Origin of the sequence: Amycolatopsis iheyensis (assembly GCF_024703995.1) — a bacterium.
GTDB lineage: Bacteria > Actinomycetota > Actinomycetes > Mycobacteriales > Pseudonocardiaceae > Amycolatopsis > Amycolatopsis iheyensis.
In genome coordinates, this window is sequence record NZ_JAMXQV010000007.1 from 121,971 (window position 1) to 145,411 (window position 23,441).

At 70.6% G+C, this 23,441-nt stretch carries 22 protein-coding genes; 7 read left to right on the plus strand and 15 right to left on the minus strand.

Annotated elements, in window-relative coordinates; translation table 11 throughout:
- Positions 1–4 precede the first annotated feature (4 nt).
- Entirely contained in the window at positions 5–802 is a 798-nt protein-coding gene (locus tag M8542_RS14985; protein WP_257920754.1) for an oxygenase MpaB family protein, read from the minus strand.
- Positions 803–833: 31 nt separating this feature from the next.
- The gene (locus M8542_RS14990; RefSeq protein WP_257920755.1) at positions 834–1,718 is read right to left on the minus strand and encodes a LysR family transcriptional regulator; all 885 of its coding nucleotides are present in this window, start codon (positions 1,716–1,718) and stop codon (positions 834–836) included.
- Between the two features lie 70 nt (positions 1,719–1,788).
- Between M8542_RS14990 and M8542_RS14995 the strand changes: the two genes are divergently transcribed.
- Complete coding sequence (locus tag M8542_RS14995; RefSeq protein WP_257920756.1) at positions 1,789–3,072, plus strand: FAD-binding oxidoreductase; 1,284 nt, start codon at positions 1,789–1,791, stop codon at positions 3,070–3,072.
- A 40-nt stretch (positions 3,073–3,112) separates the two neighbouring features.
- On the plus strand, positions 3,113–4,282 hold the full coding sequence (locus tag M8542_RS15000) for an acyltransferase family protein (RefSeq protein ID WP_257920757.1): 1,170 nt from the start codon (positions 3,113–3,115) through the stop codon (positions 4,280–4,282).
- Here the strand turns inward: M8542_RS15000 and M8542_RS15005 are convergent.
- Positions 4,279–4,701 carry a nitroreductase family deazaflavin-dependent oxidoreductase gene (locus M8542_RS15005; RefSeq protein ID WP_257920758.1) on the minus strand — a complete coding sequence of 141 codons (423 nt, stop codon included), beginning with the start codon at positions 4,699–4,701 and terminating at the stop codon, positions 4,279–4,281. The two genes, M8542_RS15000 and M8542_RS15005, sit on opposite strands and share 4 nt — an antisense overlap.
- 103 nt (positions 4,702–4,804) lie before the next feature.
- On the opposite strand from M8542_RS15005, the gene M8542_RS15010 reads away from it, so the two are divergent.
- On the plus strand, positions 4,805–5,260 hold the full coding sequence (locus tag M8542_RS15010; RefSeq protein ID WP_257920759.1) for a MarR family winged helix-turn-helix transcriptional regulator: 456 nt from the start codon (positions 4,805–4,807) through the stop codon (positions 5,258–5,260).
- Between the two features lie 176 nt (positions 5,261–5,436).
- Here M8542_RS15010 and M8542_RS15015 read toward each other — a convergent pair whose 3' ends face one another.
- Genes M8542_RS15015 through M8542_RS15025 form a run of 3 tightly spaced genes read right to left on the minus strand, consistent with a single transcriptional unit; the run spans position 5,437 to position 7,225 of the window.
- The gene (locus M8542_RS15015) at positions 5,437–5,796 is read right to left on the minus strand and encodes a PLDc N-terminal domain-containing protein (RefSeq protein ID WP_257920760.1); all 360 of its coding nucleotides are present in this window, start codon (positions 5,794–5,796) and stop codon (positions 5,437–5,439) included.
- A gap of 39 nt (positions 5,797–5,835) precedes the next feature.
- Entirely contained in the window at positions 5,836–6,507 is a 672-nt protein-coding gene (locus tag M8542_RS15020; RefSeq protein ID WP_257920761.1) for a cytochrome P450 family protein, read from the minus strand.
- Between the two features lie 43 nt (positions 6,508–6,550).
- The gene (locus M8542_RS15025) at positions 6,551–7,225 is read right to left on the minus strand and encodes a GNAT family N-acetyltransferase (RefSeq protein WP_257920762.1); all 675 of its coding nucleotides are present in this window, start codon (positions 7,223–7,225) and stop codon (positions 6,551–6,553) included.
- Positions 7,226–7,427: 202 nt separating this feature from the next.
- Here M8542_RS15025 and M8542_RS15030 point away from each other — a divergent pair, with 202 nt between their 5' ends.
- Positions 7,428–8,270, plus strand: coding sequence for a PaaX family transcriptional regulator (locus M8542_RS15030; protein WP_257920763.1), 843 nt, complete (start codon positions 7,428–7,430; stop codon positions 8,268–8,270).
- On the opposite strand, the gene M8542_RS15035 is transcribed toward M8542_RS15030, so the two are convergent.
- A complete protein-coding gene (locus M8542_RS15035; protein WP_257920764.1) occupies positions 8,257–8,652 on the minus strand; it encodes a RidA family protein in 396 nt (131 codons plus the stop codon). The two genes, M8542_RS15030 and M8542_RS15035, sit on opposite strands and share 14 nt — an antisense overlap.
- Before the next feature lie 66 nt (positions 8,653–8,718).
- Between M8542_RS15035 and M8542_RS15040 the strand changes: the two genes are divergently transcribed.
- Both M8542_RS15040 and M8542_RS15045 read left to right on the plus strand, forming a co-directional pair.
- Entirely contained in the window at positions 8,719–11,061 is a 2,343-nt protein-coding gene (locus tag M8542_RS15040; protein WP_257920765.1) for a bifunctional salicylyl-CoA 5-hydroxylase/oxidoreductase, read from the plus strand.
- The gene (locus M8542_RS15045) at positions 11,058–12,218 is read left to right on the plus strand and encodes an acyl-CoA dehydrogenase family protein (RefSeq protein WP_257920766.1); all 1,161 of its coding nucleotides are present in this window, start codon (positions 11,058–11,060) and stop codon (positions 12,216–12,218) included. Before M8542_RS15040 ends, M8542_RS15045 begins: the two co-directional genes overlap by 4 nt.
- Here the strand turns inward: M8542_RS15045 and M8542_RS15050 are convergent.
- The 8 genes from M8542_RS15050 to M8542_RS15085 form a co-directional block, all read right to left on the minus strand.
- The gene (locus tag M8542_RS15050) at positions 12,169–12,786 is read right to left on the minus strand and encodes a DUF2306 domain-containing protein (RefSeq protein ID WP_372508538.1); all 618 of its coding nucleotides are present in this window, start codon (positions 12,784–12,786) and stop codon (positions 12,169–12,171) included. The two genes, M8542_RS15045 and M8542_RS15050, sit on opposite strands and share 50 nt — an antisense overlap.
- Before the next feature lie 223 nt (positions 12,787–13,009).
- Positions 13,010–14,413: a GH1 family beta-glucosidase gene (locus tag M8542_RS15055; RefSeq protein WP_257920768.1), complete on the minus strand. Its 1,404-nt coding sequence runs from the start codon at positions 14,411–14,413 to the stop codon at positions 13,010–13,012.
- Between the two features lie 41 nt (positions 14,414–14,454).
- Positions 14,455–15,450, minus strand: a complete 996-nt coding sequence (locus tag M8542_RS15060) for an ABC transporter ATP-binding protein (RefSeq protein ID WP_257920769.1) — start codon at positions 15,448–15,450, stop codon at positions 14,455–14,457.
- Positions 15,447–16,430, minus strand: coding sequence for an ABC transporter permease (locus M8542_RS15065; protein WP_257920770.1), 984 nt, complete (start codon positions 16,428–16,430; stop codon positions 15,447–15,449). The genes M8542_RS15060 and M8542_RS15065 overlap by 4 nt, the downstream gene beginning before the upstream one ends.
- A 1-nt stretch (position 16,431) precedes the next feature.
- Entirely contained in the window at positions 16,432–17,412 is a 981-nt protein-coding gene (locus M8542_RS15070; RefSeq protein ID WP_257920771.1) for an ABC transporter permease, read from the minus strand.
- Positions 17,409–18,503: an ABC transporter ATP-binding protein gene (locus tag M8542_RS15075; protein WP_257920772.1), complete on the minus strand. Its 1,095-nt coding sequence runs from the start codon at positions 18,501–18,503 to the stop codon at positions 17,409–17,411. Before M8542_RS15075 ends, M8542_RS15070 begins: the two co-directional genes overlap by 4 nt.
- A 14-nt stretch (positions 18,504–18,517) precedes the next feature.
- A complete protein-coding gene (locus tag M8542_RS15080; protein ID WP_257920773.1) occupies positions 18,518–20,188 on the minus strand; it encodes an ABC transporter substrate-binding protein in 1,671 nt (556 codons plus the stop codon).
- A 206-nt stretch (positions 20,189–20,394) separates the two neighbouring features.
- Positions 20,395–21,651, minus strand: coding sequence for an ROK family transcriptional regulator (locus M8542_RS15085; RefSeq protein ID WP_257920774.1), 1,257 nt, complete (start codon positions 21,649–21,651; stop codon positions 20,395–20,397).
- Positions 21,652–21,783: 132 nt separating this feature from the next.
- Between M8542_RS15085 and M8542_RS15090 the strand changes: the two genes are divergently transcribed.
- A complete protein-coding gene (locus tag M8542_RS15090; protein WP_257920775.1) occupies positions 21,784–23,013 on the plus strand; it encodes an ROK family transcriptional regulator in 1,230 nt (409 codons plus the stop codon).
- Positions 23,014–23,441: the final 428 nt, after the last annotated feature.

Sequence of the window (23,441 nt, forward strand, 5' to 3'; positions counted from 1 at the left end):
CGCCTCACACCAGCGGACGCCCGGTGCGCAGCCGGCGGCGAAGGTCCCAGAGGCAGAGGTTGTACGGGAACCGCCTCAGCGAGCCGGGCAGCACGCGCGTCACCCGGCCGACCGCCGCGAGGAATGTCTCGAAGCGGTGCTGATCGGCCGACGTCCAGGGCAGGCGCATCTCGTCGCGGAAGTGCTGCGGCAGGAAGCCGGTGGTGACGAAGCGGCTGAACCGCCGGCCGAGCGCGGCCGCCGGTGACGGCAGGTACCGCAGGTCGACGAGGTCGGTCAGGTACCGGCGGACGGTGTCGTCGATGCCGGTCGCGGCGACGCCGGTGGCCCAGTACGCCTCGAAGGCGGCGCGGTCGGCCGGCCACATCTCGGGGCGGACCTGCAGCGTGGTGCCGAGCCGGGCGGCGTCCCGGTAGAACGTGGCGGGCTCGCCGCCGACGAAGGCCAGGTAGACGTCTTCGAAGCCCTTGTAGAGGCAGGCCGCGACCCACAGCTGGAGGTCGGTGTCGAAGGCGTTGTAGGCGACCGGGCTCTCGGCGCTCGAGTGCACCTGGGCGTGGGCGGCGTTGACCCCGCGGCGGTAGGCGGCGCGTTCGGCCTCGGTGCCCATCGAGGCGACCGCGAGGTAGGTCAGGGTGGTGCGGGTGCGCTTGAGCGGGTGCCGGAAGAGGTTCCCGCTGTCGACCTTGCTCTCGAGCACGCCGTACCCGACGGGGGCGCGCGAGAGCTGCATGATCACGTTGGCGGTGCCGGCCAGCAGCCCCGCCCCCACGACGGCGTCCTCGAGCGCGGTTTCGGTCACCCGTCCAGGGAACGACACTGTTGACGACGTGTCAAGAGCGGTAGTTCCGCCGGGCGAACGCGATCAGGGCGCGGGCCGCCGGGCTGAGCGGACCCTCCGTGCGCCACGCCAGCGCCAGCACGCCGCGCAACCCCGGGCCGGTGATCGTGACGACCCGCAGGTCCGCCTCGTGGTAGCGAGCCAGCGACTCCGGCACGATCGCCACCCCGAGCCCTCGCGTCGCCAGCTGGACCAGGACGTTCGGATCCGCCGCCTCGAACGCGATCCGCGGCGCCAAGCCCTCGCGCGCGAACGCGGCGTCCAGCGCCGTGCGTAGGCCCGTGCCCGGCGGCAGGGCCATCAGCGGCAGCCCGTGGAGGTCTCGGATCGTGATCTCGCCCAGCTCGGCCAGGAAGTGCCCGGGCGCGGTCACGGCCAGGAACGGCTCGTCGATCAGCACCTGCGTCGCGATGCCCGGCGGCGGGTCGGTCGACAAACCGACCACCGCGAGGTCGAGCCGGCCTTCGCGCAGGGCCGCGAGCATCGTGTCGGAGTTGGCCTCCGACAGCGTGATCTCGACCGCCGGGAAGCGCTCGTGGAAGCGGGCCAGCAGATCGGGCAGCTTGACCGGGCCCGCCGACGTCACCGCGCCGATCGCGACCTGGCCGCGGACCAGCCCCGCCAGCTCGTCCACGGCCTCGCGCACCCCCTTGACCGCCGCCAGCGCCGCCCGAGCGTGCGGCAGCGCGGCGGCGCCGACGTCGGTGAGCCGGACGGTGCGGCCCGATCGGTCCAGCAGCTCCTGCCCCAGCTCCCGCTCGAGGCGCTTGACCTGGGCACTCACCCCCGGCTGGGCGACGTGCAGCCGTTCCGCGGCGCGCGTGAAGTTGCCCTCCTCCGCGACCGCGACGAAGTAAGCGAGCTGGTGCAGTTCCATAAGCACTGATTCTAGTAGGCAGAAAAACCAGATCTTGGACTTCTGATCGGCCCGGCCCGAAGCTGGAGACATGCAGACATTCCGACCCGGCCAGGACGGCTACCCCGAAGAAATCGCCGGTTTCCAGACGTCCGTGGCCACGCAGCCCGCGGTGGTCGTCGCCGCCGAAAGCGCGGACGACGTCGTCGCCGCCGTGAAGTACGCCGCCGAGCACGACCTGACGGTCTCCGTCCAGGCCACCGGCCACGGCCTGACCGCCGGCACCGACGGCCTGCTGATCAGCACCCGCCGGATGACCTCCGTCGAGATCGACGCCGGGACGGCGACCGCGCGGGTCGGCGCCGGGGCCCGGTGGGGCGCGGTGATCGAGGCCGCCGCGAAGCACGGCCTGGCGCCGTTGAGCGGCTCGTCGCCGGACGTGGGCGTCGTCGGCTACACGCTCAGCGGCGGCTTCGGACTGATGTCCCGGAGGTTCGGCCGCGCGGCCGACCACGTCCGCTCGATCGACGTCGTCACCGCCGACGGCGAGCTGCGCACGGTGACGCCGGGCTCGGAGCTGTTCTGGGCCCTGCGCGGCGGCCGCGCCGGCTTCGGCGTCGTGACCGCGCTCGAGTTCGGCTTGGTCCCGGTGACGGAGCTGTACGGCGGCGGGCTGTTCTTCGACACCGCGGACCTGCCGGCGGTGCTGCGCGCGTGGCGGACGTGGTCGATGACCGCGCCCGACGAGCTGACGACGTCGATCGCGCTGGTCGCGCTGCCCGACCTGCCGATGCTGCCGGAGGAGATCCGCGGCAAGCACGTGGCGAACGTCCGGGTCGCCTACCTCGGCGAAGACGGCGACGAGCTGGTGGCCCCGCTGCGGGCGGCCGCGCCGGCGTTGGTGGACACGCTGCGGCGGCTGCCGTACACGGAGTCGGGGTCGATCGCGAGCGACCCGCCGCACCCGCACCCGTACCACGGCACGAACGCGACGGTGACCGCGCTGAACGACGGGATGCTGACCTCGATCCTGGAGCACGCGGGCCCGGGCGCGCCGGTGAGCACGGTGCTGATCATCGACCGCCTCGGCGGCGAGCTGGCCCGCCGTCCGGTCGACGCCCCGGGCTGGGACTCGGCGGCGGAGTTCGTCGTCCGGGCGCTGTCGGTGGTCGAGGACGGCGTCGACCCGATCCGGCGCGCGCACGCGAAGCTGTTCGACGCGCTGGCGCCGTGGTCGACCGGCCGGCTGCTGCCGTTCCTCTACGGCGAGCACCCGGCGGCCGACCTGACCGGGACGTTCGCGGCGGAGGACCGTGCCCGGCTGGTCCGGCTCAAGGCCAAGTACGATCCGGACTCGATCTTCCCCGCCGGCTGAGCCGATCCGCCCGCCGGGCCGTCCGACCGATGAGGACCGCATGCGCACGATGAGTCACGAGGACTACCTCGGCATGCGGCGCTTCCCCGGTCTCGACGGCCTGCGGGCGCTCGCCGCGACGATGGTCATCTTCTACCACTTCGGCGGTCCGAACTGGACGTGGCTGTCGGGCTGGGTCGGCGTCTACATCTTCTTCGTGCTGTCCGGGTTCCTGATCACCACGCTGCTGCTGCGCGAGCAGGACCGGACCGGCCGGATCTCGCTGTCGAACTTCTACATCCGGCGCGTGTTCCGGATCCTGCCGCCGTACCTGGTGATCCTCGGCGGCATCATCGCGTTCGTCCTGCTGCGCGCCGAGTTCCTCGAACGCGGCTTCCCGCGCGCGCTGAAGTACTACCTGACGTTCCTCAACGAGTTCTTCCCGTCGGTGACCGACCATTCCGCGGACAACTTCTTCAGCGGCTCGTGGACGCTCGGCATCGAGGAGAAGTTCTACCTGGTGTGGCCGTTCCTGCTGGTGGCGATCGGGATCGGCGCGGCGAAGCGCAAGTTCCTGCTGGTCGGCGGCGCGATGGTGGTGCTGCTGGCGCTGGTGCCGCTGACCGCGGGCGGCTGGGAGCTCGCCTACTCACCGGTCGCGATCTACCGGTCGACGATCCACTACTTCATCCTCGCGAGCGGCTGCCTGCTCGCGATCCTGCTGCACTACCGCCGCGGGTACGCGCTGCTGAAGCCGTTGACGCACCCGCTGGCGGCGATCCCGATCTTCGCCGGGTTCGCGCTGCTGCACACGAACCTCGACACGCTATGGACCGAAAGCCGCAACAACGTCTGGCTGCTGGCCGGCTACGCGGGCCTGACGATGCTGCTGCTGATCGTGCTGCTCAGCCCCGGCCCGCTGCGCTGGCTGCTCGGCACCGCGCCGATGCGCTTCGTCGGCGAGCGGTCGTATTCTCTGTACCTGCTGCAGGGACCGGTGCACTTCGTGGTCGTGCAGGCGGTGCCGGGGCTCGCGACGCACCGGACGGTGTCGGCGCTGACGGTGTTCCTGGTCGGCCTGGCGATCGCGGATCTGATCCACCGCTGGGTGGAGAAGCCGCTGATCGACGTGGGCAAGCGGGTCATCGCGCGCAAGGAACTGCGCCGCGCGGAGCGCCGGGAGGCCTCGCCCGCACCCAGCGCCCGCGTCGAAGCGGCAGCCGCGTCCTAGCGCTCGAGCACCACGATCGGGATGACCCGCGTGGTCTTCGTCTCGTAGTCGGCGAAGCCTTCGGCGTGCGCGACCATGCCGGCGTAGAGGCGGTCGCGCTCGGCGCGGTCGGCGATCACCGTGGCCGTGGCCTCGAACTTCTCGGTGCCGACCTCGACGGTGACCTTCGGGTTGGCGACGAGGTTGTGGTACCACGCCGGGTTCTTCGGCGCGCCGCCCATGGACGCGGCGATGACGAGCCGGCCGCCGTCGCGGGTGTAGACCAGCGGGGAGAGGCGCGCTTCGCCGCTCTTCGCGCCGATCGTGGTGAGCAGGAGCACGTTCTTGCCCTCGAAGTAGTTGCCGACCTTGCCCTCGTTGGCGCGGAACTCCGCGACGACCTGGTTGTTGAAGTCGTTCATGTCGGCTGGCGTGGTCATGGAATCCCCTGTTCTGGCCGGTACGCTCGATCGTGTCCCGAGGTAGGCTCGGGAACCGAAGAAGCGTTTGCTTTGCAAACAAAGCTACCGAGGGGAGGCAGGGGTGTCAACGGAGGCCGGGTTGAGTCTCGAGGACGGCGTGCGCCGGCTCCTGCTGCTGATGCCACGCCTGGTCGGCCGCGCGAAGCGGACACCGGTCCCCGACGAGCTGAACGGCTGCGCGCTCGCGCCGCGGCACCTCTCGCTGCTGTCGTACCTGCTCTTCGACGGCCCGATGACGGTCACCGAGCTGGCCGGCCGCCTGGAGGTCGCCCCGACGACGGCGAGCCTGATGGTCGGCGACCTCAGCCGCCAGGGCGTGCTGAACCGCGACGAGGACCCGGCGGACCGCCGCCGCACGATCGTGAGCATCACCCCGGCCCGCCGCCCGGCGGTGGACGCCTGGCTGGCGCGTGGCGCGCAGGCGTGGAGCAACGCGCTGGCGCCGTTGACGCCGGCCGAGCGCCAGCTGGTGATCTCGACGCTGGAGGCCTACGAACAAGGCACGTGCGCCTGCTAGCGCCCCAATGTGGCCTTGGTTGCTCCACCGATGCCCCCACCGCCACCCTCAACGGAGGCGCTCCGCGCCGCAGTGCCTATTCAACGCACCCAAGGTGGCCTTGGTTGCGTCTCACGCACCCAATGTGGCCTTCGGTGCGTCTCACGCACCGAAGGCCACATTGGGGCGCTTGAGGCTCAGTCGTCGGCGGGCTTTTCGCGGGCCAGCTTCCGCTGCGCCTCCGCGCGTTCGCGGCACTTGCGCAGGAACTCCTCGTCGTCGTCCGCGTTGCCGGCCGCGAACCGGCCCGGGCGGTCGTACTCCGGATAGGCCGGCGCGTTGCGCTCGTACGGCCCGCGGGCCCGCGACACCTGCTGCGGCCGCCCCGCGACCAGCCAGATGATCGACCCGACCAGCGGCACCACCAGCACGAGCAGCAACCACAGCCCCTTCGGCAGGTTGCGGCACGACGACTCATCGGTCGTGATCACGTCGGCCAGGCAGAAGATCCACAGCCCGAGCGTGACGACGCCGAGCAATCCGTCCATGTACAGCAATTTCCGCGCCTTCCCCCAAGAAGATGAACGCGGTAAGTCTTAGCAGAGCCCGTTTTCGCGCCGGTCGCGGGTCACCCGCAGCACGCCGGCGGCGAGCGCGATCGCGTGCGCCGGCCCCGGGCACTCGCGCGGGCCCGCCCCGAACGGCGTCCCGGCCAGCGGCACCAAGACGTCCTCGCCGCGCACCCGGCGCCGGGTGTGCGCCACCGGCGGGTCCGTGCGCAGCACTTCGGCGACCGCTTCCTCAGGTGACTTTCCCGCCCGCACCAACGGATCCGCGGCGCCGATCAGTCCGGCGGTGGCTTCGCAGGCCTGGATCAGCAGGCCGATCCGCGCGGCGGCGAGCTCGTCGGTGGTCCCACCGCACGCCGCGACGAGCCGGCCCAGCGCGGCTTCGGCTTCCGCGGACGGCGTCACGTGCGGGTGGTAGGCGGCCGCGACCGTCACGACGTCCGAAGGCACCACCGGCAGACCCAGCTCGCCCGCGAGCACCCCGACGACGACCAGGCGCGAGTCTCCACCGGCCGCACCGGATGCCTTGCGCCGCAACACGTCCGGATCGACGTCGTCGAGCAGCGACACCGCGAGCGCGCGGCGACGGGTGTGGTCGTCGCCGTTGCTGAACCGGGCCACTGTCGCCCGCAGCCAGGCGACGCTGCCCGGCGGGACGTCGGACGGAACGGGCGGCACCGGAGCGGTCAGCGAAGTCATGTCGTGAAGTTAGCCGCGGGAAACGTCGGCGCCCGCCGAAGTGTCAGAGCAGTGAGGGCGGGAACCAGGTCGCCTGCGGACCGCCGCAGCGAGTCGTCCGCGGGACGGCGTGCTGGAACCACCACGCCTCGGTGACGCGGCCGTCCGGCAGCCGGTAGGTCGGCGGCCCGGCGACGCGGGCGAGCCCGGCGGCCTGCAACGACCGCGCGCTCGCGACGTTGCCGACCTCGGCGCCGGCCCGCACGCGCGGCAGGCCGAGGTGCTCGTGCGCGAGCGTCAGCCCGGCCGCGAAGAGGATCCGCCCGTGGCCGCGGCCGCGGTAGTCCGGCGCGAGGTAGCCGCCGGTCTCGGGCCCGCCGTCCTCACCGGTGTGGACGCTGACCAGCCCGACGCACCGGTTGGCCTCGACGTCGATCATCACGAGGTCGATGGACTGCGGGTCGGGCGAGACCCAGTCCGGGCCGGTGCCGGGCACGACGCGCAGCGCGTCACCCCGCGCGGACTCGGCCACGATCGAGTCCTCCTGCCAGCCGAGCCACCGCTGCGCAGCGGGATCACTGCCACAGGCGACGGCGGCGGCGTACTCCCACGCGGTCGGCGTCCGGAACAGGAAGCGCCCGCCGCGCAGGACGTGGCCCTGCTTGTCGCAGGTCCGTTTGGTCATCAGGCGGCCCCGCCGGGTGAGCCGGTCGAAGATCCCCTTGGTGGCTGGCAGCATCGCGGCGAAATCGTAGCGGAGCGACCGGCGTCCGAGTGACGGGAAGCGTCCATCGGCGACGGCACCACCTGCTCGGCACCGCACCGAAACAGCAGCGCGAGATTCCAGAACCGGCCCAAGACGGCGTGGCCGACCCCCCTTCACGACCACCCGCCCCAAATCGTGTTCTCCCTGGTGGCGAGCCACGCGTTATTGTGGCCCGATGACGGCCGTACCCGAGGCAACCGAACTGGACGGCTCCGGCCGTGCGGCCCAGCCTCGCCAGCTCATCGTGACGGTGTACGGCCTCTACTCGCGCACCGAGGGCGGCTGGCTTTCGGTGGCTTCGCTGATCGACCTGCTGGCCGCGGTCGGCGTCGACGAGCCCGCGGTGCGCTCGTCGATCTCCCGGCTGAAGCGGCGCGGCATCCTCGAAGCGGTCCGCCGCGGCGCGACGGCGGGGTACGAGCTCTCGGACGACGCCCGCGAGATCCTGCGTGAAGGCGACGAGCGGATCTTCCGCCGCGAGCGGGCCACACCGGCCGACGGCTGGCTGCTGGCGGTGTTCTCGGTGCCGGAGACCGAGCGGCACAAGCGCCACCTGCTGCGCACCCAGCTGGCCCGGATGGGCTTCGGCACGGCCGCGTCCGGCGTCTGGATCGCCCCGGCCCACCTCCACGCGGCGACGGAGGAGGCGCTGACCCGCCTCGGCCTGGCGGAGTACGCGGACCTGTTCCGCGCGGACCACCTGGCCTTCGGCGACGTCCGCGCGAAGGTCCGCGACTGGTGGGACCTCGACCGCCTGGACGAGCTGTACACGACCTTCCTCGACGAGCACGGCCCGGCGTTGCGCCGCAAGTCGGTGACGGACGAGCAGGCCTTCGCCGACTACGTCCGGGTGCTGACGGGCTGGCGCCGGATGCCGTACCTCGACCCGGGCCTGCCGGCGGAGTTCCTGCCGCGGGACTGGTCGGGCATCCGCGCGGCGGGGTTGTTCTTCGAGCTGCACGCGAAGCTGGAGCACTCCGCGCGCGCGTACGTCGCGAAGTCGATCAACGTGGCTTGACCACCGCGAACCCCTGCACCTCGACCAGCGCCTCCTCATCCCAGAGCCGCGACACGCCGATCCCGGCCATCGCCGGGTACTCCGTGCCCGCCAGCCGCTTCCAGACCGCGCCGATCTCGCGCGCGTGCGCCCGGTAGTCCGGCATGTCGACGATGTAGATCGTCACGCTGCACAGGTCCTCCGGGGACCCGCCCGCCGCGCGCAGGGAGGTCAGCAGGTTGCCCAGCGCGCGCTCGAACTGCTCGACGACCCCGGCGCCGACGATCTTGTTCGTCGCGTCCAGCGCCGTCTGGCCCGCGAGGAAGACCACGCGCCCCTCGGCCACCACCGCGTGCGAGAACCCGGACGGCTTGCCCAGCTCCGGCGGGTTGATGCGTTCCATGCGGCACACCGTACGCCATCTTTCGCGTTATTGACGGTCGTGCGGGCGACGACATACCCTGAACCCGTGCGAATCGCGGTCATCGGTGGCGGCCCGGCGGGCCTGTACTTCGCCGCGCTGGCGAAACAGCTCGGTCCCGGCCACGAAATCACGGTCTGGGAGCGCAACGCCCCGGACGACACGTTCGGCTTCGGCGTCGTGTTCTCCGACGAGACGCTCGGCGGCATCGAGCACGCCGACCCGGCCGTGCACGAGGCGATGAAGGCCGAGTTCGCCCGGTGGGACGACATCGACGTCCACTACCGCGGCACCGTCACCACCTCGGGCGGCCACGGCTTCGCCGCGATGAGCCGCAAGCGGCTGCTCGGCATCCTCCAGCGCCGCTGCGCCGAGCTCGGCGTCGCACTCCACTTCCGGACCGAGGCGCCGGCCGACCTCGGCGGGTACGACCTCGTCATCGCGGCCGACGGCGTCAACTCCGCGATCCGGGCCCGGCACGCCGAGACGTTCCGGCCGAGTGTCGAGACCCGCCGGTGCCGCTTCATCTGGCTCGGCACGGACCTCGTCTTCGACGCCTTCAAGTTCTACGTCCTCGAGACGCCGGCCGGGATCATGCAGATCCACGGCTACCCGTACGGCCGCGACGGCAGCACGTTCATCCTCGAAGTGCAGGAAGACGTCTGGCAGCGGACGTTCGGCCCGATCGCGGCGAGCGCGCTCAAGCCCGGCGAGAGCGACGAGAAGTCCATCGCGCTGATCCGCGAGCTGTGTGCCGATGTCCTGGGTGGACACTCGATCATGGCGAACAACTCGAAGTGGATCTCGTTCGGCACCGTGCGCTGCGAAACGTGGGTGCACGACAACGTGGTCCTCCTCGGCGACGCCGCGCACACCGCGCACTTCTCGATCGGCTCCGGCACGAAGCTGGCCATGGAGGACGCCCTCGCGCTCGCCGCGTGCCTGCACGAAAACGAAGGCGTCGCCGAGGCGTTGAAGGCCTACGAGCTGGAGCGGCGGCCGGTGGTCACGTCGACGCAGCGCGCTGCTCAGGCCAGCCTGGAGTGGTTCGAGAACATCGCGCAGTACGCCCACCAGGAGCCGCCGCAGTTCGCGTTCAACATCCTCACGCGCAGCCGCCGCGTCACCTACGACAACCTCCGCCTGCGCGACCCCGAGTTCGCGGCCGAGCTCGACCATTGGTTCGCGACGTCGCTCGGGACGACGTCGCGGCCGCCGATGTTCCAGCCGTTCGAGCTCGGTTCGCTGGAGCTGCCCAACCGGATCGTCGTGTCCCCCATGGACATGTACTCGGCGGTGGACGGCGTGCCCGGCGACTTCCACCTGGTGCACCTGGGCAGCAAGGCCCTGGGTGGCGCCGGACTGGTGATGACCGAGATGGTCTGCGTCTCCCCCGAAGGCCGGATCACGCCCGGTTGCGGCGGACTGTACACATCGGACCAGGAAGCCGCCTGGAAACGGGTCGTCGACTTCGTGCATGCCCAGACGCCGGCCCGGATCGGTGTCCAGCTGGGACACTCCGGGCGCAAGGGCTCGACGAAGCTCATGTGGGACGGCATCGACGAGCCGCTCCCCGAAGGCAACTGGGAAGTCTGCGCCCCTTCGGCGTTGCCGTACTCGTCGCGGAACCAGGTCCCTCGTGAACTGTCCACAACGGACCTTTCGGAGATCCGGGACCAGTTCGTCGACTGCGCGCGAGCGGCTGCTCGCGCCGGGTTCGACGTCCTCGAACTGCACTGCGCGCACGGGTATCTGCTCTCGTCGTTCCTCTCGCCGCTGACCAACCAGCGCACCGACGGCTACGGTGGCTCGTTGGAGAACCGCCTGCGCTTCCCGCTCGAGGTCTTCGACGCGGTGCGCGCGGTGTGGCCGGCCGAACGCCCGATGACCGTCCGCATTTCGGCGACCGACTGGTGCGACGGCGGCATCGATGCCGACGATGCCGTCGAGATCGCGCGAGCCTTCGCCGCCCACGGCGCGGCGGGCGTCGACGTCTCGACCGGCCAGGTCGTCAGCGAGGAGCGACCGCAGTACGGGCGCAGCTACCAGACGCCCTACGCTGACCGGATCCGCAACGAAATCGGCGAGGAGTACGGGATCGCGGTGATCGCGGTCGGCGCGATCTCGTCCTACGACGACGTCAACTCGCTGATCCTGGCCGGGCGCGCGGACCTCTGCGCCCTCGGTCGCACGCACCTCTACGATCCACAGTGGACGCTGCACGCGGCCGCCGAGCAGGACTATCCGGTGGCGTGGCCGAAGCCGTTCGCCGCGGGTAACCGCAAGCCGCAGACCGGCCGGTCCGACGGGCCGGAGCCGCGGCTGGACCTCGTCCGGTCGGGCCCGGCCGGCACCGCCCATGCCCGCTGGCGACCGGGAGCCCCGGAATGACTTTCACGCTCGACTCCGACCAGCAGGCCTTCGCCGCGGAGGTGCGACGGCTCGCGAGCGAGCAGTTGCGGCCGCTCGCCGAGTCCGGTGTGGAGGGTGCGGTGAACCGGCCGCTCCTCAAGGCGATGGGCGCACTCGGCCTGCTCGCACGGCTCTTCCCCGGTGTCGCCGCCGGCAAGCCGTCACGCCAGGCGGCGGCCACCGACCTCTGCATCCTGCGCGAGAACCTGGCCACGGTGAGCACCGAGGCCGAGACCGCGCTCGCGTTGCAGGGCCTGGGAAGCTACCCGGTCCTCCAGTCCGGGCAGGACAGTCAGGTCGCGAAGTGGCTGCCCGCCGTGGCGGCCGGCGACGCGGTGGCGGCGTTCGCGCTGACCGAACCGGACGCCGGTTCGGACGCGGCCGCGCTCTCGCTCTCGGCCGAGCCGGACGGCGACGGCTGGCGCTTGACCGGGTCGAAGATGTGGATCTCGAACGCCCCGGAGGCCGACTTCTACACGGTGTTCGCGCGCACCACGCCGGGCGCGGGTTCGCGCGGCGTCAGCGCGTTCGTCGTCCCGGGCGACCGCCCCGGCCTGGGCGGCGAGCACCTGGACCTGGTCAGCCCGCATCCGATCGGCACGGTGACGTTCGACGGCGTCGAGGTCCGGCGCGAAGAGCTGCTCGGCGAGGAGAACCGCGGTTTCGCTGTCGCCATGCGGACGCTGGACCTGTTCCGCCCCAGCGTCGGCGCGTTCGCCGTCGGGATGGCCCAGTCCGCTTTGGACGCCACGGTGGACTACACCGGTGCGCGGGAAGCCTTCGGCGGGCCGCTGATCAAGCAGCAAGCGGTGGCCCACGCGCTGGCGGAAATGGCGACGCGCACGGAAGCCGCCCGGCTGCTGGTCTACGCGGCGGCGGGTGCGTACGACGCGGGCGAGGAGAACCTCGGCGGCCGCGCGGCGATGGCGAAGCTGTTCGCCACCGAGGCGGCCCAGTTCGTCGTCGACTCGGCGGTGCAGCTGCACGGTGCCCGCGCCTTGCGACGCGGGCACCTGCTGGAGCACCTCTACCGCGAGGTCCGGGCGCCACGCATCTACGAAGGCGCGTCGGAGATCCAGCGGACGATCATCGCGCGCTGGCTGGCTTCGGCTTCCGGTCGAGCCACCACTGGCTGAGCAGCAGCAGGCTCAGGACGCTGAGCACGGCCGACACCGTGGCCGCGGTCAGGATCATCGTGCCCTTGTCGCCGCCACGCGGCATGACCAGCAGGAAGCCGACCGGGGACAACGCGCGGGTCATCAGCGTGTTCATGCACATGGCGAAGCTGCGGATCATCCACTTCCGGTGGTCGGCGAACCGCCGCTGCCGCACGGCCCGCCACCCCGCGACGGTGAACCCGAGCCACAGCAGCGCGGCGACGACGTCGAGCGTGCCGACCACCGGGCCGAACGGGCTCACCGCCCCGATCGTCGCCGCCATCAAGGCGGACGGGATCGCCCCGGCGAAGACGTAGACCCGCCCGGCCCGCCGGTGCACCACCGGGTGCGTCCGGCGCAGCCAGGGCCAGATCTGCAGGATCACCCCGATGATGGCCACACTGCCGAAGGCGATGTGCGCGACGAGGAATCCGTAGTGCGCGGCGAACCCGGCCGGCGCGGGCACCCGCGATTGCGCCGGATCGAAGGTGAGGTACGGCGGCACCGAGTAGGCGAGGAACACGGCGACCAAGGCGAGCGGCGCCACCCACGGCCGGCGCCACCACTTCGGTGTCGCCACGGCTGGTGCGGGTCTGATTTCCGTGCGGACGGTCATGACTACCCCCGGATCGGCTACCGACCCGAAGGTAGGGAAGTCCCCGGAACCGGGCCATGGTGCCCGCCACCGCGCCCCCGGTGGGGCCCGCCCTACCGCCGAAAGCAGTGAAGGTCACCACGGCAGCGCCATGGTGACCTTCACGCTCTTCCCCTCAGCTGCCGCGCACCCGCCGAACGGTGTCGCGGTAGAAGTAGCCACTCTGCTTGATCGTGCGCGCCTGCGTCTCGTAGTCCACGCGGATCAACCCGAACCGCTTCGCGTACCCGTACGCCCACTCGAAGTTGTCCAAAAGGGACCAAGCGAAGTACCCGCGGACATCGGCACCGGCATTGCGCGCCGCCGCGACCGCGGCGATGTGCGAAGCCAGGTAAGCAGTACGGCCTTCGTCGCGGACGAAACCGGACGAGTCCGGGTCGTCGTCAAACGCCGAGCCGTTCTCCGTGATGTACATCGGGAGGCCCGGGTAGTCGCGGCCGAGGCGGGTCAGCAGCTCGGTGAACTTGCCCGGCAGGATCTCCCAGCCCATCGCCGTCGTCGGCTCGCCGAACGGAACTGCCCGAGACGCCGGGACGCCCTCGTCGTCGACCGCGTTGCCGGACTCGTCCACGCCCGAGAACTGCTGGCCGAAGTAGTAGTTCACGCCCAGGAAGTCCAGCGGCGTCGAAATCACCGACAGGTCGCCGTCCTGGATCGGGAGGCGGACTCCGCGGGCGGCCAGGTCGTCGACCACGTCGGTCGGGTAGCGTCCGTGCACCAGCGGGTCCAGGTAGATCCGGACGCCGAGGCCGTCGGCCTGCCGGGCCGCGCGGACGTCTTCGGGAGAGTCCGTCGCCGGGTCGGCCGTGCACATGTTCAGCGTGATGCCGAACTCCGTGTCCGCCGGCGCGGCCGCACGCATCCGCTGCGTCGCGAGACCGTGGCCCAGCAGCAGGTGGTGCACCGCGTGCAGCCCGGCCGCGTAGTCCCGGCGGCCCGGCGCCATCACGCCGTGGACGTACCCGTGCATCGCCGAGCACCACGGCTCGTTCAACGTCGTCCAGTGCCGCACCCGATCGGACAGCCGGTCGAACACCAGCATCGCGTAGTCCGCGAACCGGTACGCCGTGTCCCGCGCCGGCCAGCCGCCCGCGTCCTCCAGCTCCTGCGGCAGGTCCCAGTGGTAGAGCGTCAGCCACGGCGTGACGCCGCGCTCGAGCGTCTCGTCGACCAGCCGCTCGTAGAACCCGATGCCCGCCTCGTTGACGCCGCCCCGACCGCGCGGCTGGACCCGGGGCCACGCCACGGAAAACCGGTACGTGTCCGCGCCCAGCTCGCCGACGAGTCCGATGTCCTCGGGCATCCGGTGGTAGTGGTCGCACGCCACGTCACCGGTGTCGTTGTTGTCGATCGCCCACGGGACCTGGCAGAACGTGTCCCAAATGGACGGAGTGCGCCCGTCTTCCGCGACCGCGCCTTCGATCTGGTACGCGGCGGTGGCCACGCCCCAGCGGAAGTCCGGCGGCAGGGTGTCGATCAGCGCCTGCTGTTCGGCGGTCGCGGCTGTGGTCTCGGTCAAGGCGGGTCTCCTCCAGGGGTACCGGATAGGACGGGCGGCGTTCAGTGGGCGGCGACCGGGTGCAGCCAGCACGCCACTTCGCGAGTCGGGTCGCCGCCGGGCAAGCCCAGCTCGGGCACCTTCGAGTCGCACGGCTCGAAGGCCTTGGGACACCGCGGGTGGAACGCGCAGCCGGCGGGCATCCCGCGCGTGTCCGGCGGCGAGCCCGGGATCCCGGCCAGCTCACGGCGCGGGCCGCGCAGCGCGGGGAACGAGTTCAGCAGGCCGAAGCTGTACGGGTGCAGCGCGTCCCGGTAGAGCTCGGCCGCCGGCGCCTGCTCGACGATCCGGCCGCCGTACATGATCGCGATCCGGTCCGAGAACTCCACCAGCAGTGAAAGGTCGTGCGTGATGAACAGGACCGAGAAGCCCAGCCGCTCCCGCAGTTCCACGAGCTGGCCGAGGATCTGGCGCTGCATGACGACGTCGAGCGCGGTGGTCGGCTCGTCCATGATGACGACCCGCGGCTCCAGCGCCAGCGCCATCGCGATCATCACGCGCTGGCGCATGCCGCCGGAGAGCTGGTGCGGGTACGCCTCCAGCCGGTCGGCCGAAATCCCGACCAGCTTGAGCAGGTCGCGGGCCCGCGCGAGGCGGCTCGCTTTCGTGCTGCGGGGCTCGTGCGCCTTGATGACGTCGACGAGCTGCGTGACGACCTTGTGCACCGGGTTGAGCGAGTTCATCGCGCCCTGGAACACAATGGACGTCTCGGCCCAGCGGAAGTCTCTCAGCTGTTTGTCCGTCAGCTTGAGGACGTCGTAGGGCTCACCGTCGGCGGGGTGGTAGAGCACCTGGCCGCCGCGGATCACGCCCGGCGGCGCGAGCAGCCGGGTCAGCCCGTAGGCCAAAGTGGACTTCCCGCTGCCGCTTTCCCCGGCCAGGCCGAGGACTTCGCCGCGGTGCAGCGTCAGGTGCACGTCCCGGACCGCGCGCACGGCTTCGTCGCCGACGCCGTAGTCGACGTCCAGGCCCTTGATCTCCAGGACCGGGTCCATCATGGCTGTTCCTCCCGCCCGAGCACGGGCGTGAAGCCCACGCGCATGCGATGCGTCCGTCCGTCGGCGCCCTTGACGCGCGCCTTGCCGCTGCCGCGCAGCCGCGGGCTGACGAACTCGTCGATGCCGAAGTTGAGCAGGGACAACGCGGTGCCGAGGATCGCGATCGCCAGCCCGGCCGGCACGAACCACCACCACGCGCCCTGCGCGAGGGCCTGCTGGCTCTGCGCCCAGAACAGGATCGTGCCCCAGTTCCAGTTGGACAGTCCCGAGACGCCGACGAACGCGAGCGTGATCTCCGACATCACCGCGAAGATCACCGTGCCGACGAAGCTCGACGCGATCACGGCGGTCAGGTTCGGCAGGATTTCGAAGAAGATGATCCGCCACGTCGACTCGCCGGTCGCCCGGGCCGCTTCGACGTACTCCCGGCCACGCAAGGAAAGCGTCTGCGCCCGCAGCACGCGTGCGCCCCACGCCCAGGAGGTGAACCCGATGATCACCGCCACCAGGTAGTCGCCGCCGGTGGGCACCGCGCTGCCGATGATGATGATCAGCGGCAGCGCCGGGATCACCAGGAACACATTGGACAGTGCGGACAGGCCCTCGCCGGGGGTCCCGCCGAGGTAGCCGGACGTCACGCCGACGATCACCGCGAGGATCGTCGCCACGATCCCTGCGGTCAGCCCGACCAGCATGACGCTGCGCGTGCCGACCACGACCTGGCTGAAGATGTCCTGGCCGAGGTGGGTGGTGCCGAACCAGTGCCGGCCCGACGGCCCTTCGAGCAGGTCGTTGCTGCGCGCCGACGGGTCGTAGGGCGCGATCCAGTCGCCGATGACCGCGATCACCACGAAGAAGACGATGACGGCGAGGCCGGTGGCCGTCTTCCCGCCGGTGAGGAAGCGGAACCGGCGCCGGCGCGCCACCGCGTCGACCGGGAGGGCTTGGGCGGCTTTGACGTCCGCCGCGGGTACGGCCATGTCAGCCCTCCTTCCGGGTACGGGGGTCGAGCGCGAGGTAGGCGACGTCGGCGAACAGGTTCGCGACCAGCACCGACAGCGTGATGATCAGGAAGATGCCCTGCATCAGCGGGTAGTCCTGCGAGCCGACCGCCTGGAACAGCTGGTAGCCGACGCCCGGGTAGGAGAAGACGATCTCCACCAGCAGCGTGCCGCCGACGATGAACCCCAGCGCCAGCGCGAACCCCGACACGCTCGGCAGCAACGCGTTGCGCGCGGCGTAGCCGACCATGACCCGGCGTTCCGGCAGGCCCTTGGCGTGCGCGACGGTCACGTAGTCCTCCGACGCGACGGTCACCATCATGTTGCGCATGCCCAGGATCCAGCTGCCCATCGAGCTGATCAGGATGGTCAGCGCGGGCAGCAGGCTGTGCTGGATCGCACTGCCGATGAACGTGCCGTCCCAGCCGGGCACCGTGCCCGGGTCGTAGCCGCCGGACGACGGGAAGAAGCTGCCCGGGCCGGCCAGCAGCGTCAGCGCGATCAGGCCGAGCCAGAAGTACGGGATCGACGAGAGGAACGTCGTCACCGGCAGGAGGCCGTCGACCCACGAGCCGCGCTTCCAGCCGGCGACCACGCCGAGCCCGGTGCCGAGCGCGAAGCCGACGATCGTGGTGATGCCGACCAGGATGATCGTCCACGGCAGGCTGTCACCGATCAGCTCGGACACCGGCGACGGGAAGAACGTGAACGAGATCCCGAGGTCGCCCCGGAAGAGCTGGCCCCAGTAGTCGAAGTACTGGGAGATCAGGCTTTCGTTCTTGTCCAGTCCGAAGAGGACGTACAGCGACTGGATCGCGTCCGCGCTGATCATGCCCTGGTTCTTCGCGATCAGCGACTGCACCGGGTCGCCCGGGATCATCCGCGGGATGAAGAAGTTGATGGTGACGGCGGCCCAGGCCGTGAAGACGTAGAAGGCCAGCCGTTGCAGCAGGAACCTCATCGGGCGGCTCCGTCGTACAGCCAGCACGCGGCCCAGTGGCCGGGTGCGTCGTCGACCTCGAACCGCGGCGGCAGGTCGGTCTTGCACCGCTCCATCGCCACCGGGCAGCGCGGGTGGAACCGGCAGCCGGACGGCGGGTCGATCAAGCTCGGCGGTTCACCCGCGCCGCGTTCGGCGGGCACCTCGGCGGGATCCGCTCCCGTGGTGAGCCGGTCCGGGTCGGGCGCGGACTCGATCAGCAGGCGCGTGTACGGGTGCGCCGGGTTCTGCGTGATGGTCTCACTGTCGCCGCCTTCGACCATCCGGCCGGCGTACATCACCATCGTCTCGTCGGCGAAGTAGCGTGCCGACGCGATGTCGTGCGTGATGTACAGGATCGCGAGGTGCAGTCGTTCCTTGAGGTCCCGCAACAGGTTCAGCACGCCGAGCCGGATCGAGACGTCCAACATGGACACCGGCTCGTCGGCCAGCAGCGCCTCGGGGTCGGCGCCGAGCGCCCGCGCGATCGCGACGCGCTGGCGCTGTCCGCCGGACAGCTCGTGCGGGAACTTGTCGATGTACCGCTCCGGCGGCGTCAGCTGCACGCGGGAAAGCAGGTCGTGCAACGACTTCTCGAGGTCGTCGCCCGCCCGGCCGTGGATCTTCAGCGCCCGCGTCAGGTGGTAGCGGACGGTGTGCACGGGGTTCAGCGACGCGAACGGGTCCTGGAAGATCATCTGGACGCGCCGCGCGTAGGCGCGGAACGCCTTGCCGTGCTTGACGTTCACCGTCTCGCCGTGCAGCCGGATGTCGCCGCCGGTGCGCGGGTAGAGCCCCGCGAGCAGCCGGGCGACCGTCGACTTGCCCGAGCCGGACTCGCCGACCAACGCGGTGACGCGGCCCCGCCGGAGTGTCAAGGTGACGTCGTCGACGGCCTGGACCGCGCGGCGCGGGCCGGTGAGGGCCGCGCGCCCGCGTCGCCGAACGGGGAAGTGCTTCGTGAGTCCCGCCGCCTCCAGAACGACGGGGAGGTCCCCCTCCGACCCGACGGCGACGGGGTCGGAGGGGGCCGGGGCGGCCGCGTCGCCGCGGCCGTCCCCGTGTTCCGTCATGACTGAATCCGCCATCAGGCCGCGGGCTTCAGGTGGAGAACGATGTCGAGCGCGTTGCGCAGCGTGGGCTGCGCCGGGCCGTACGGGTTGGCCTCGTCCGGCCAGCCGACCCAGTTCTTCGTGCTGTACTCGCCGCCGGAGTTGGCCGCCGAGGTCGGGACCATCGGCTGCTGGTCGATCATGATCTTCTGCAGCGTCGCCATGGCGGCGGTGCGAGCGGCGTCGTCCTCGGCGTTGGCGTAGGTCTCGAGCGCCTTGGTCGCCTCGTCGTTCTTGAAGCGGCCGTAGTTGCCGTTGATGCCACCCTGGCCGGTCGGCTTGTAGCGGTTGCCGTCCATGACGTCGCGGTACATGTCGTACGGCGTCGCACCGTCGTTGGTCCAGTGCATCAGGCCTTCGAAGTCACCGGTGTCGACCGACTTGATCCACGCGTCCTGGTTCATCTTCTCGACCGTCGCGGTGATGCCGATCTGCGCCAGGTTGTCTTTGATGATCTCCAGGTCGGTGATGTAGTCCGACCAGCCCGACGGGACGGTGAGCTTGAGGGTGACCGGCTTGCCGCTCGGGTCGGCCAGCTTGTCGCCGTTGAACTTGTAGCCCGCGCCGGTGAGCAGCGCCTTGGCGCCCGGGACGTCGACCTTGACCGTCTGGCCCTTGTACTGCGGCGCGATGAACGGGTCGCCCGCCGGCGTCGGGATGCCGGTGACCTGGTCGTTCTTCGGGTAGAAGTAGCCGGCCTCGCCCTGGTTGAAGATGTCGTCGCGGTTGATCACCTTGCTGACCGCCTGACGCAGCTTCGCGTCGTTCCACGGCGCCTTCTCGGTGTTGAACCACAGGCCGTGGACGGCGAGCTGCGCGGGGAACCACAGCTTGTAGTGCTGCGGGTCCTTGTTGGTGTAGACGGCCTTGTAGTTCGGGATGAAGACGAAGCTCCACTCCGACGCCCCGCTGACCAGCGCGTTCACCTGCGCGTTGTTGTCGGTGTAGGAGGTGTAGCGGATCTCCTTGACCTTCGGCGCTTCCTGCCAGTAACCGCTGTCGCGGCGGACGACGATCATCGTCTGCGGCGTGGCCGACTTGAGCGTGTACGGCCCGGTGCCGATCGGGTTCTTCACCGTGTCGAGCGCCGGGTCCTTGACGGACTGCCAGGCGTGCTTCGGCACGACGAGCGTCTGGAGGATCTTGACCTGGTTGACGAACTGCGAGCTGTCGAAGCCCAGGGTGACCTGGTTCCCGGCCGCGGTGATGTCCTTGTAGGGGACGGCGTCGACGTTCAGCGCCTTGTTGTCGCGCAGCAGCTGGAACGTGTAGGCGACGTCGTCGCCGGTCATCTTCTGGCCGTCGGAGAACGTGACGCCGTCACGGATGGTCAGGACGAGCTTCTTGTAGTTGTCCGACCAGTCCCACTTCGTCGCGAGCCACGGCTTGCCCGGCTCCTGCGGCTTGACGCGGTTGAGCATGACCAGGGGCTCGTAGATCATCCACCGGTACCCCATGTTCGACAGGGCGGACGTCTCGAGGAACGGGTTGTTGTTCTCCGACTGCGGGCCGTCGGGCTTGCCCACGTTGAGCACCTGGTCCGGGTTGCTCTGCGCGGCGTTCGAACTGCCGCCCGAACAGGCGGTCAGGCCGCTCAAGACCATGCCCGCTACGAGCGCTGCGACGATGGAGCGCTTGACTCGCATCGTTCCTCCTAGTCATCGACGACGTGCGTAGGTGTCGACTGGTAGCGAGCCCCGACCGCCGGCGACCGAACGACGTCCCGAAGTCAACCCGGGTGACTCGGGTCACGTCAATAACACGGCGGTAACATTTTGTGCCTAAGTTTAAGTACTAAAAGAACTGGCGGTCCAGACCTATATCGGTGATTACTCCTTGCGACGCAAGGGAATCAGCCGGTCCGGCCCCCGTTCGCGAGCAGTTGCGCGATGGGCAGGGTGGCCGCGCCGAGCGCGACCGCCTCCGGCCCGAGCCGGCCGAGGACGACCTCGGTGCGCTCGGCGAGGTAGTCGAGCGCGTGCCGGCGCACGGCGTCGCGCACCGCGGGCAGGATCGCCGGTCCCATGATCGCCCCCGCCGAGCCGGAGAGCACCACCCGGTCCGGGCTGAGCAGGTTGATCAGGTTCGCGATGCCGATCCCGAGGTGTTCGGCGGTCTCGGCGAGCACGTCGGCGGCCGGGCCGTCGCCGGCGGCTTCGTCGACGATGCGCGCCAGTTCGTTGTCGCTTTCATCCCCGATGACCGGTTCCTTGCCGACGCGGTCGGCGTAGTGCCGGACGACGGCCTCGGTGCCGACGTAGGCCTCCAGGCAGCCGTGCGAGCCGCAGCGGCAGGCGGCGCCGCCCGCCTTGACGACGGTGTGGCCCCACTCGCTGGTGGTGATGTCCGGGTGCGAGCGCCCGGCCGTCGCGACAGCGGCCCCGACCCCGACGCCGAGCAGGGCGACGATGGCGCGTTCGGCGCCCCGGCCGGCACCGCGCCAGGTCTCCGCCTGGCCGAGCGTGCGGGCCCGGTTGTCGAGGTGCACCGGCATCTTTTGGGGGGTCCAGGGGGGCTCGCCCCCCGGCCGGGGTTCGGGGCTCGGCCCCGAAGGAAACAGCGCTTGGATGTGCGGGTGGACGAGGTCGGCGAAGGCCACGCCGCGCCAGCCGAGGGTGGGCGCGTGCACGATCCCGCCGTCGCGGACCGCGCCGGGCACGCCGATGCCGACGCCGAACACCGCGTCCGGTTCGCCGCCTTCGAGCACTTCGGCGATACCGGTTCGCACCAATCCGGCCACTTCATCCGGATCGAGGCGGGTGCCGACGAGCGGGTGGCGGACCGTGCCGAGCGTCCCGAGGGCGCAGTCGAACAGCCCGACCTCGACATGTGTCTCGCCGACGTCGACGCCCACGACGTGCCCGAAGTCGGGCCGCACGGCCAGCAGCGTCCGCGGCCGTCCGCCGTCGGATTCGACCGAGCCGGCCTCGGCGACGACGCCGTCGGCGATGAGCTCGGAGACGACGTTGGTAACGGTGGCGGCGGACAAGCCCGATTCAGCTACTAGTTCCAGCCTGCTGACGGGACCGCGGAGGTACAGGGAGGAGAGGAGCGCCGCGCGGTTGTGCCGCCGGAGGTCTCGGGTTGTCTGGCGTACCACCTGGGTCACCTGGGGGATTCTGCCAGACGCCCCCCATGTCACTATGGGTTCGGGACTTAGTTCACCACTTAATACATAGCCACAACTTAGGGTGATCAGGCATCCTGGTCGCAGCCGGTAGAAGCTTCAGATGGGTTGCCCATGGCGAGCAAGCGCACCACCGTCCGTGATCTGCGGAGGCACAACCGTTCCCTGCTGCTGTCGAAACTGTACTTCGACGGCCCGCTGTCGCGGCACGAACTGAGCCAGCTCACCGGATTGAGTGCGGCGACGGTCAGCAACGTGACGGCCGAGCTGGGCGAAGAGCGGCTCATCACGGAGGCGGGCCAGGTCGAGTCGGACGGCGGCCGGCCGCGGGTGCTGCTGCGCGTCGACCCGGCGTACGGGCACGTCGCGGGCGTCGACATCGGCGAGACGGGCGTCAAGGTGGAGCTGTTCGACCTGGCGATGAACAGGCTGGCGACGGTGGAGCACCCGCTCCCGAAGGCCCCGGACCCGGCGACGGCGGTCGAGCAGGTGACATCCGGGCTGCGCGAGGTGTTCGCGGGCTTCGACGACGCGAGTGTGCTGGGCGTCGGCATCGGCGTGCCGGGAATGGTCGAGCAGGGCGAGCGGGTGCTGGTCCACGCGCCGACGGTCGGCTGGGACGCGGTGCCGCTGGTGGCCCTGCTGCAGGACGCGGGGGTGTCCCTGCCCCTGTTCGTGGACAACGGCGCGAAGACGCAGGGCCAGGCGGAGATGTGGTTCGGCGCGGGCCGCGGGGCACGGCACGCGGTGATAGCGCTGATCGGCTCGGGCGTGGGCGCGGCGGTGGTGACGGACGGAACGACGTACCGCGGGTCGACGAGCAGCGCGGGCGAGTGGGGCCACACGACGATCGCGTACGGCGGGCAGCAGTGCCGCTGCGGCGCACTGGGCTGCCTGGAGGCGTACATCGGCGCAGGCGGGGTGCTGGCGAGGTATCGGAAGGCCCGGGGCAAGGAGGTCCCCGGAGAGGACGAGCAGGCCCAGTTCACGGCCCTGCTGGAGGCGGCGGCAAAGTCCAAGACGGCAGCCCGCGTCCTGGACGAGACGGCCGGCTACCTCGGCGCGGGGATCGCGAATTTGATCAACTTGTTCAACCCGGAGCGCATAGTGATCGGCGGCTGGGCAGGCTTGGCACTGGGCGAGCAACTGCTCCCACGAATCCGCGAGGCAGCGAGCGAGCACGCACTGCGACACCCGTTCAGCCAGACATCGATCCAGCTGGGCTCCCTGGGCTTGGACGCGGTGGCAACGGGGGCGGCAACACTGCCAGTGGCGGACTTGCTGGCCCAGGGAGCAACTTCGAAGATCGCAAAACCGGGCTCATCAAACTCCGACGCGGCCTGATACAGCAACAGCGGAACGAGCACCCAGACCCCCCTCCCGCACCCCGATCCGAAGCCAGAACACGGCCGGCGGCGCCGGGTCAAGGCATCTTTCCCGCCTTGACGCGGTGCTGCCGGCCGTAGTCACAATGAAGGCTTCGGGGTGCCGGAAGGAAACCCTTCGGGGTGCCGGAAGACGCATGCACCGCTGATCGGGAACCAACCCGCCACCCCCTCACCCTTAATTCGGGTTGAAAAAAAATGACCGCCCGACGGTTGCCCGGCTTGTCTGGACCATGCATACTTTGTTGCCAGGCACAACAAAGCCCGCCGCCGCCCGAACTCCGCCCCCGCCCAGGAGTACAGGAGCACAGGAGACGGCGAACCGGTCGCGCCTGCCGCCGCCCCGGCATGCGAGGCCACCTCCCCCTCCCCGCGTTCCGTGCTGCG

Bases quoted from the DNA above. Each gene is read 5' to 3' on its own strand.
- M8542_RS14990 (WP_257920755.1), bottom strand. From the start codon at position 1,718: ATGGAACTGCACCAGCTCGCTTACTTCGTCGCGGTCGCGGAGGAGGGC.
- M8542_RS14995 (WP_257920756.1), top strand. From the start codon at position 1,789: ATGCAGACATTCCGACCCGGCCAGGACGGCTACCCCGAAGAAATCGCC.
- M8542_RS15000 (WP_257920757.1), top strand. From the start codon at position 3,113: ATGCGCACGATGAGTCACGAGGACTACCTCGGCATGCGGCGCTTCCCC.
- M8542_RS15005 (WP_257920758.1), bottom strand. From the start codon at position 4,701: ATGACCACGCCAGCCGACATGAACGACTTCAACAACCAGGTCGTCGCG.
- M8542_RS15020 (WP_257920761.1), bottom strand. From the start codon at position 6,507: ATGACTTCGCTGACCGCTCCGGTGCCGCCCGTTCCGTCCGACGTCCCG.
- M8542_RS15025 (WP_257920762.1), bottom strand. From the start codon at position 7,225: ATGCTGCCAGCCACCAAGGGGATCTTCGACCGGCTCACCCGGCGGGGC.
- M8542_RS15030 (WP_257920763.1), top strand. From the start codon at position 7,428: ATGACGGCCGTACCCGAGGCAACCGAACTGGACGGCTCCGGCCGTGCG.
- M8542_RS15035 (WP_257920764.1), bottom strand. From the start codon at position 8,652: ATGGAACGCATCAACCCGCCGGAGCTGGGCAAGCCGTCCGGGTTCTCG.
- M8542_RS15045 (WP_257920766.1), top strand. From the start codon at position 11,058: ATGACTTTCACGCTCGACTCCGACCAGCAGGCCTTCGCCGCGGAGGTG.
- M8542_RS15060 (WP_257920769.1), bottom strand. From the start codon at position 15,450: ATGATGGACCCGGTCCTGGAGATCAAGGGCCTGGACGTCGACTACGGC.
- M8542_RS15065 (WP_257920770.1), bottom strand. From the start codon at position 16,430: ATGGCCGTACCCGCGGCGGACGTCAAAGCCGCCCAAGCCCTCCCGGTC.
- M8542_RS15070 (WP_257920771.1), bottom strand. From the start codon at position 17,412: ATGAGGTTCCTGCTGCAACGGCTGGCCTTCTACGTCTTCACGGCCTGG.
- M8542_RS15075 (WP_257920772.1), bottom strand. From the start codon at position 18,503: ATGACGGAACACGGGGACGGCCGCGGCGACGCGGCCGCCCCGGCCCCC.
- M8542_RS15080 (WP_257920773.1), bottom strand. From the start codon at position 20,188: ATGCGAGTCAAGCGCTCCATCGTCGCAGCGCTCGTAGCGGGCATGGTC.
- M8542_RS15090 (WP_257920775.1), top strand. From the start codon at position 21,784: ATGGCGAGCAAGCGCACCACCGTCCGTGATCTGCGGAGGCACAACCGT.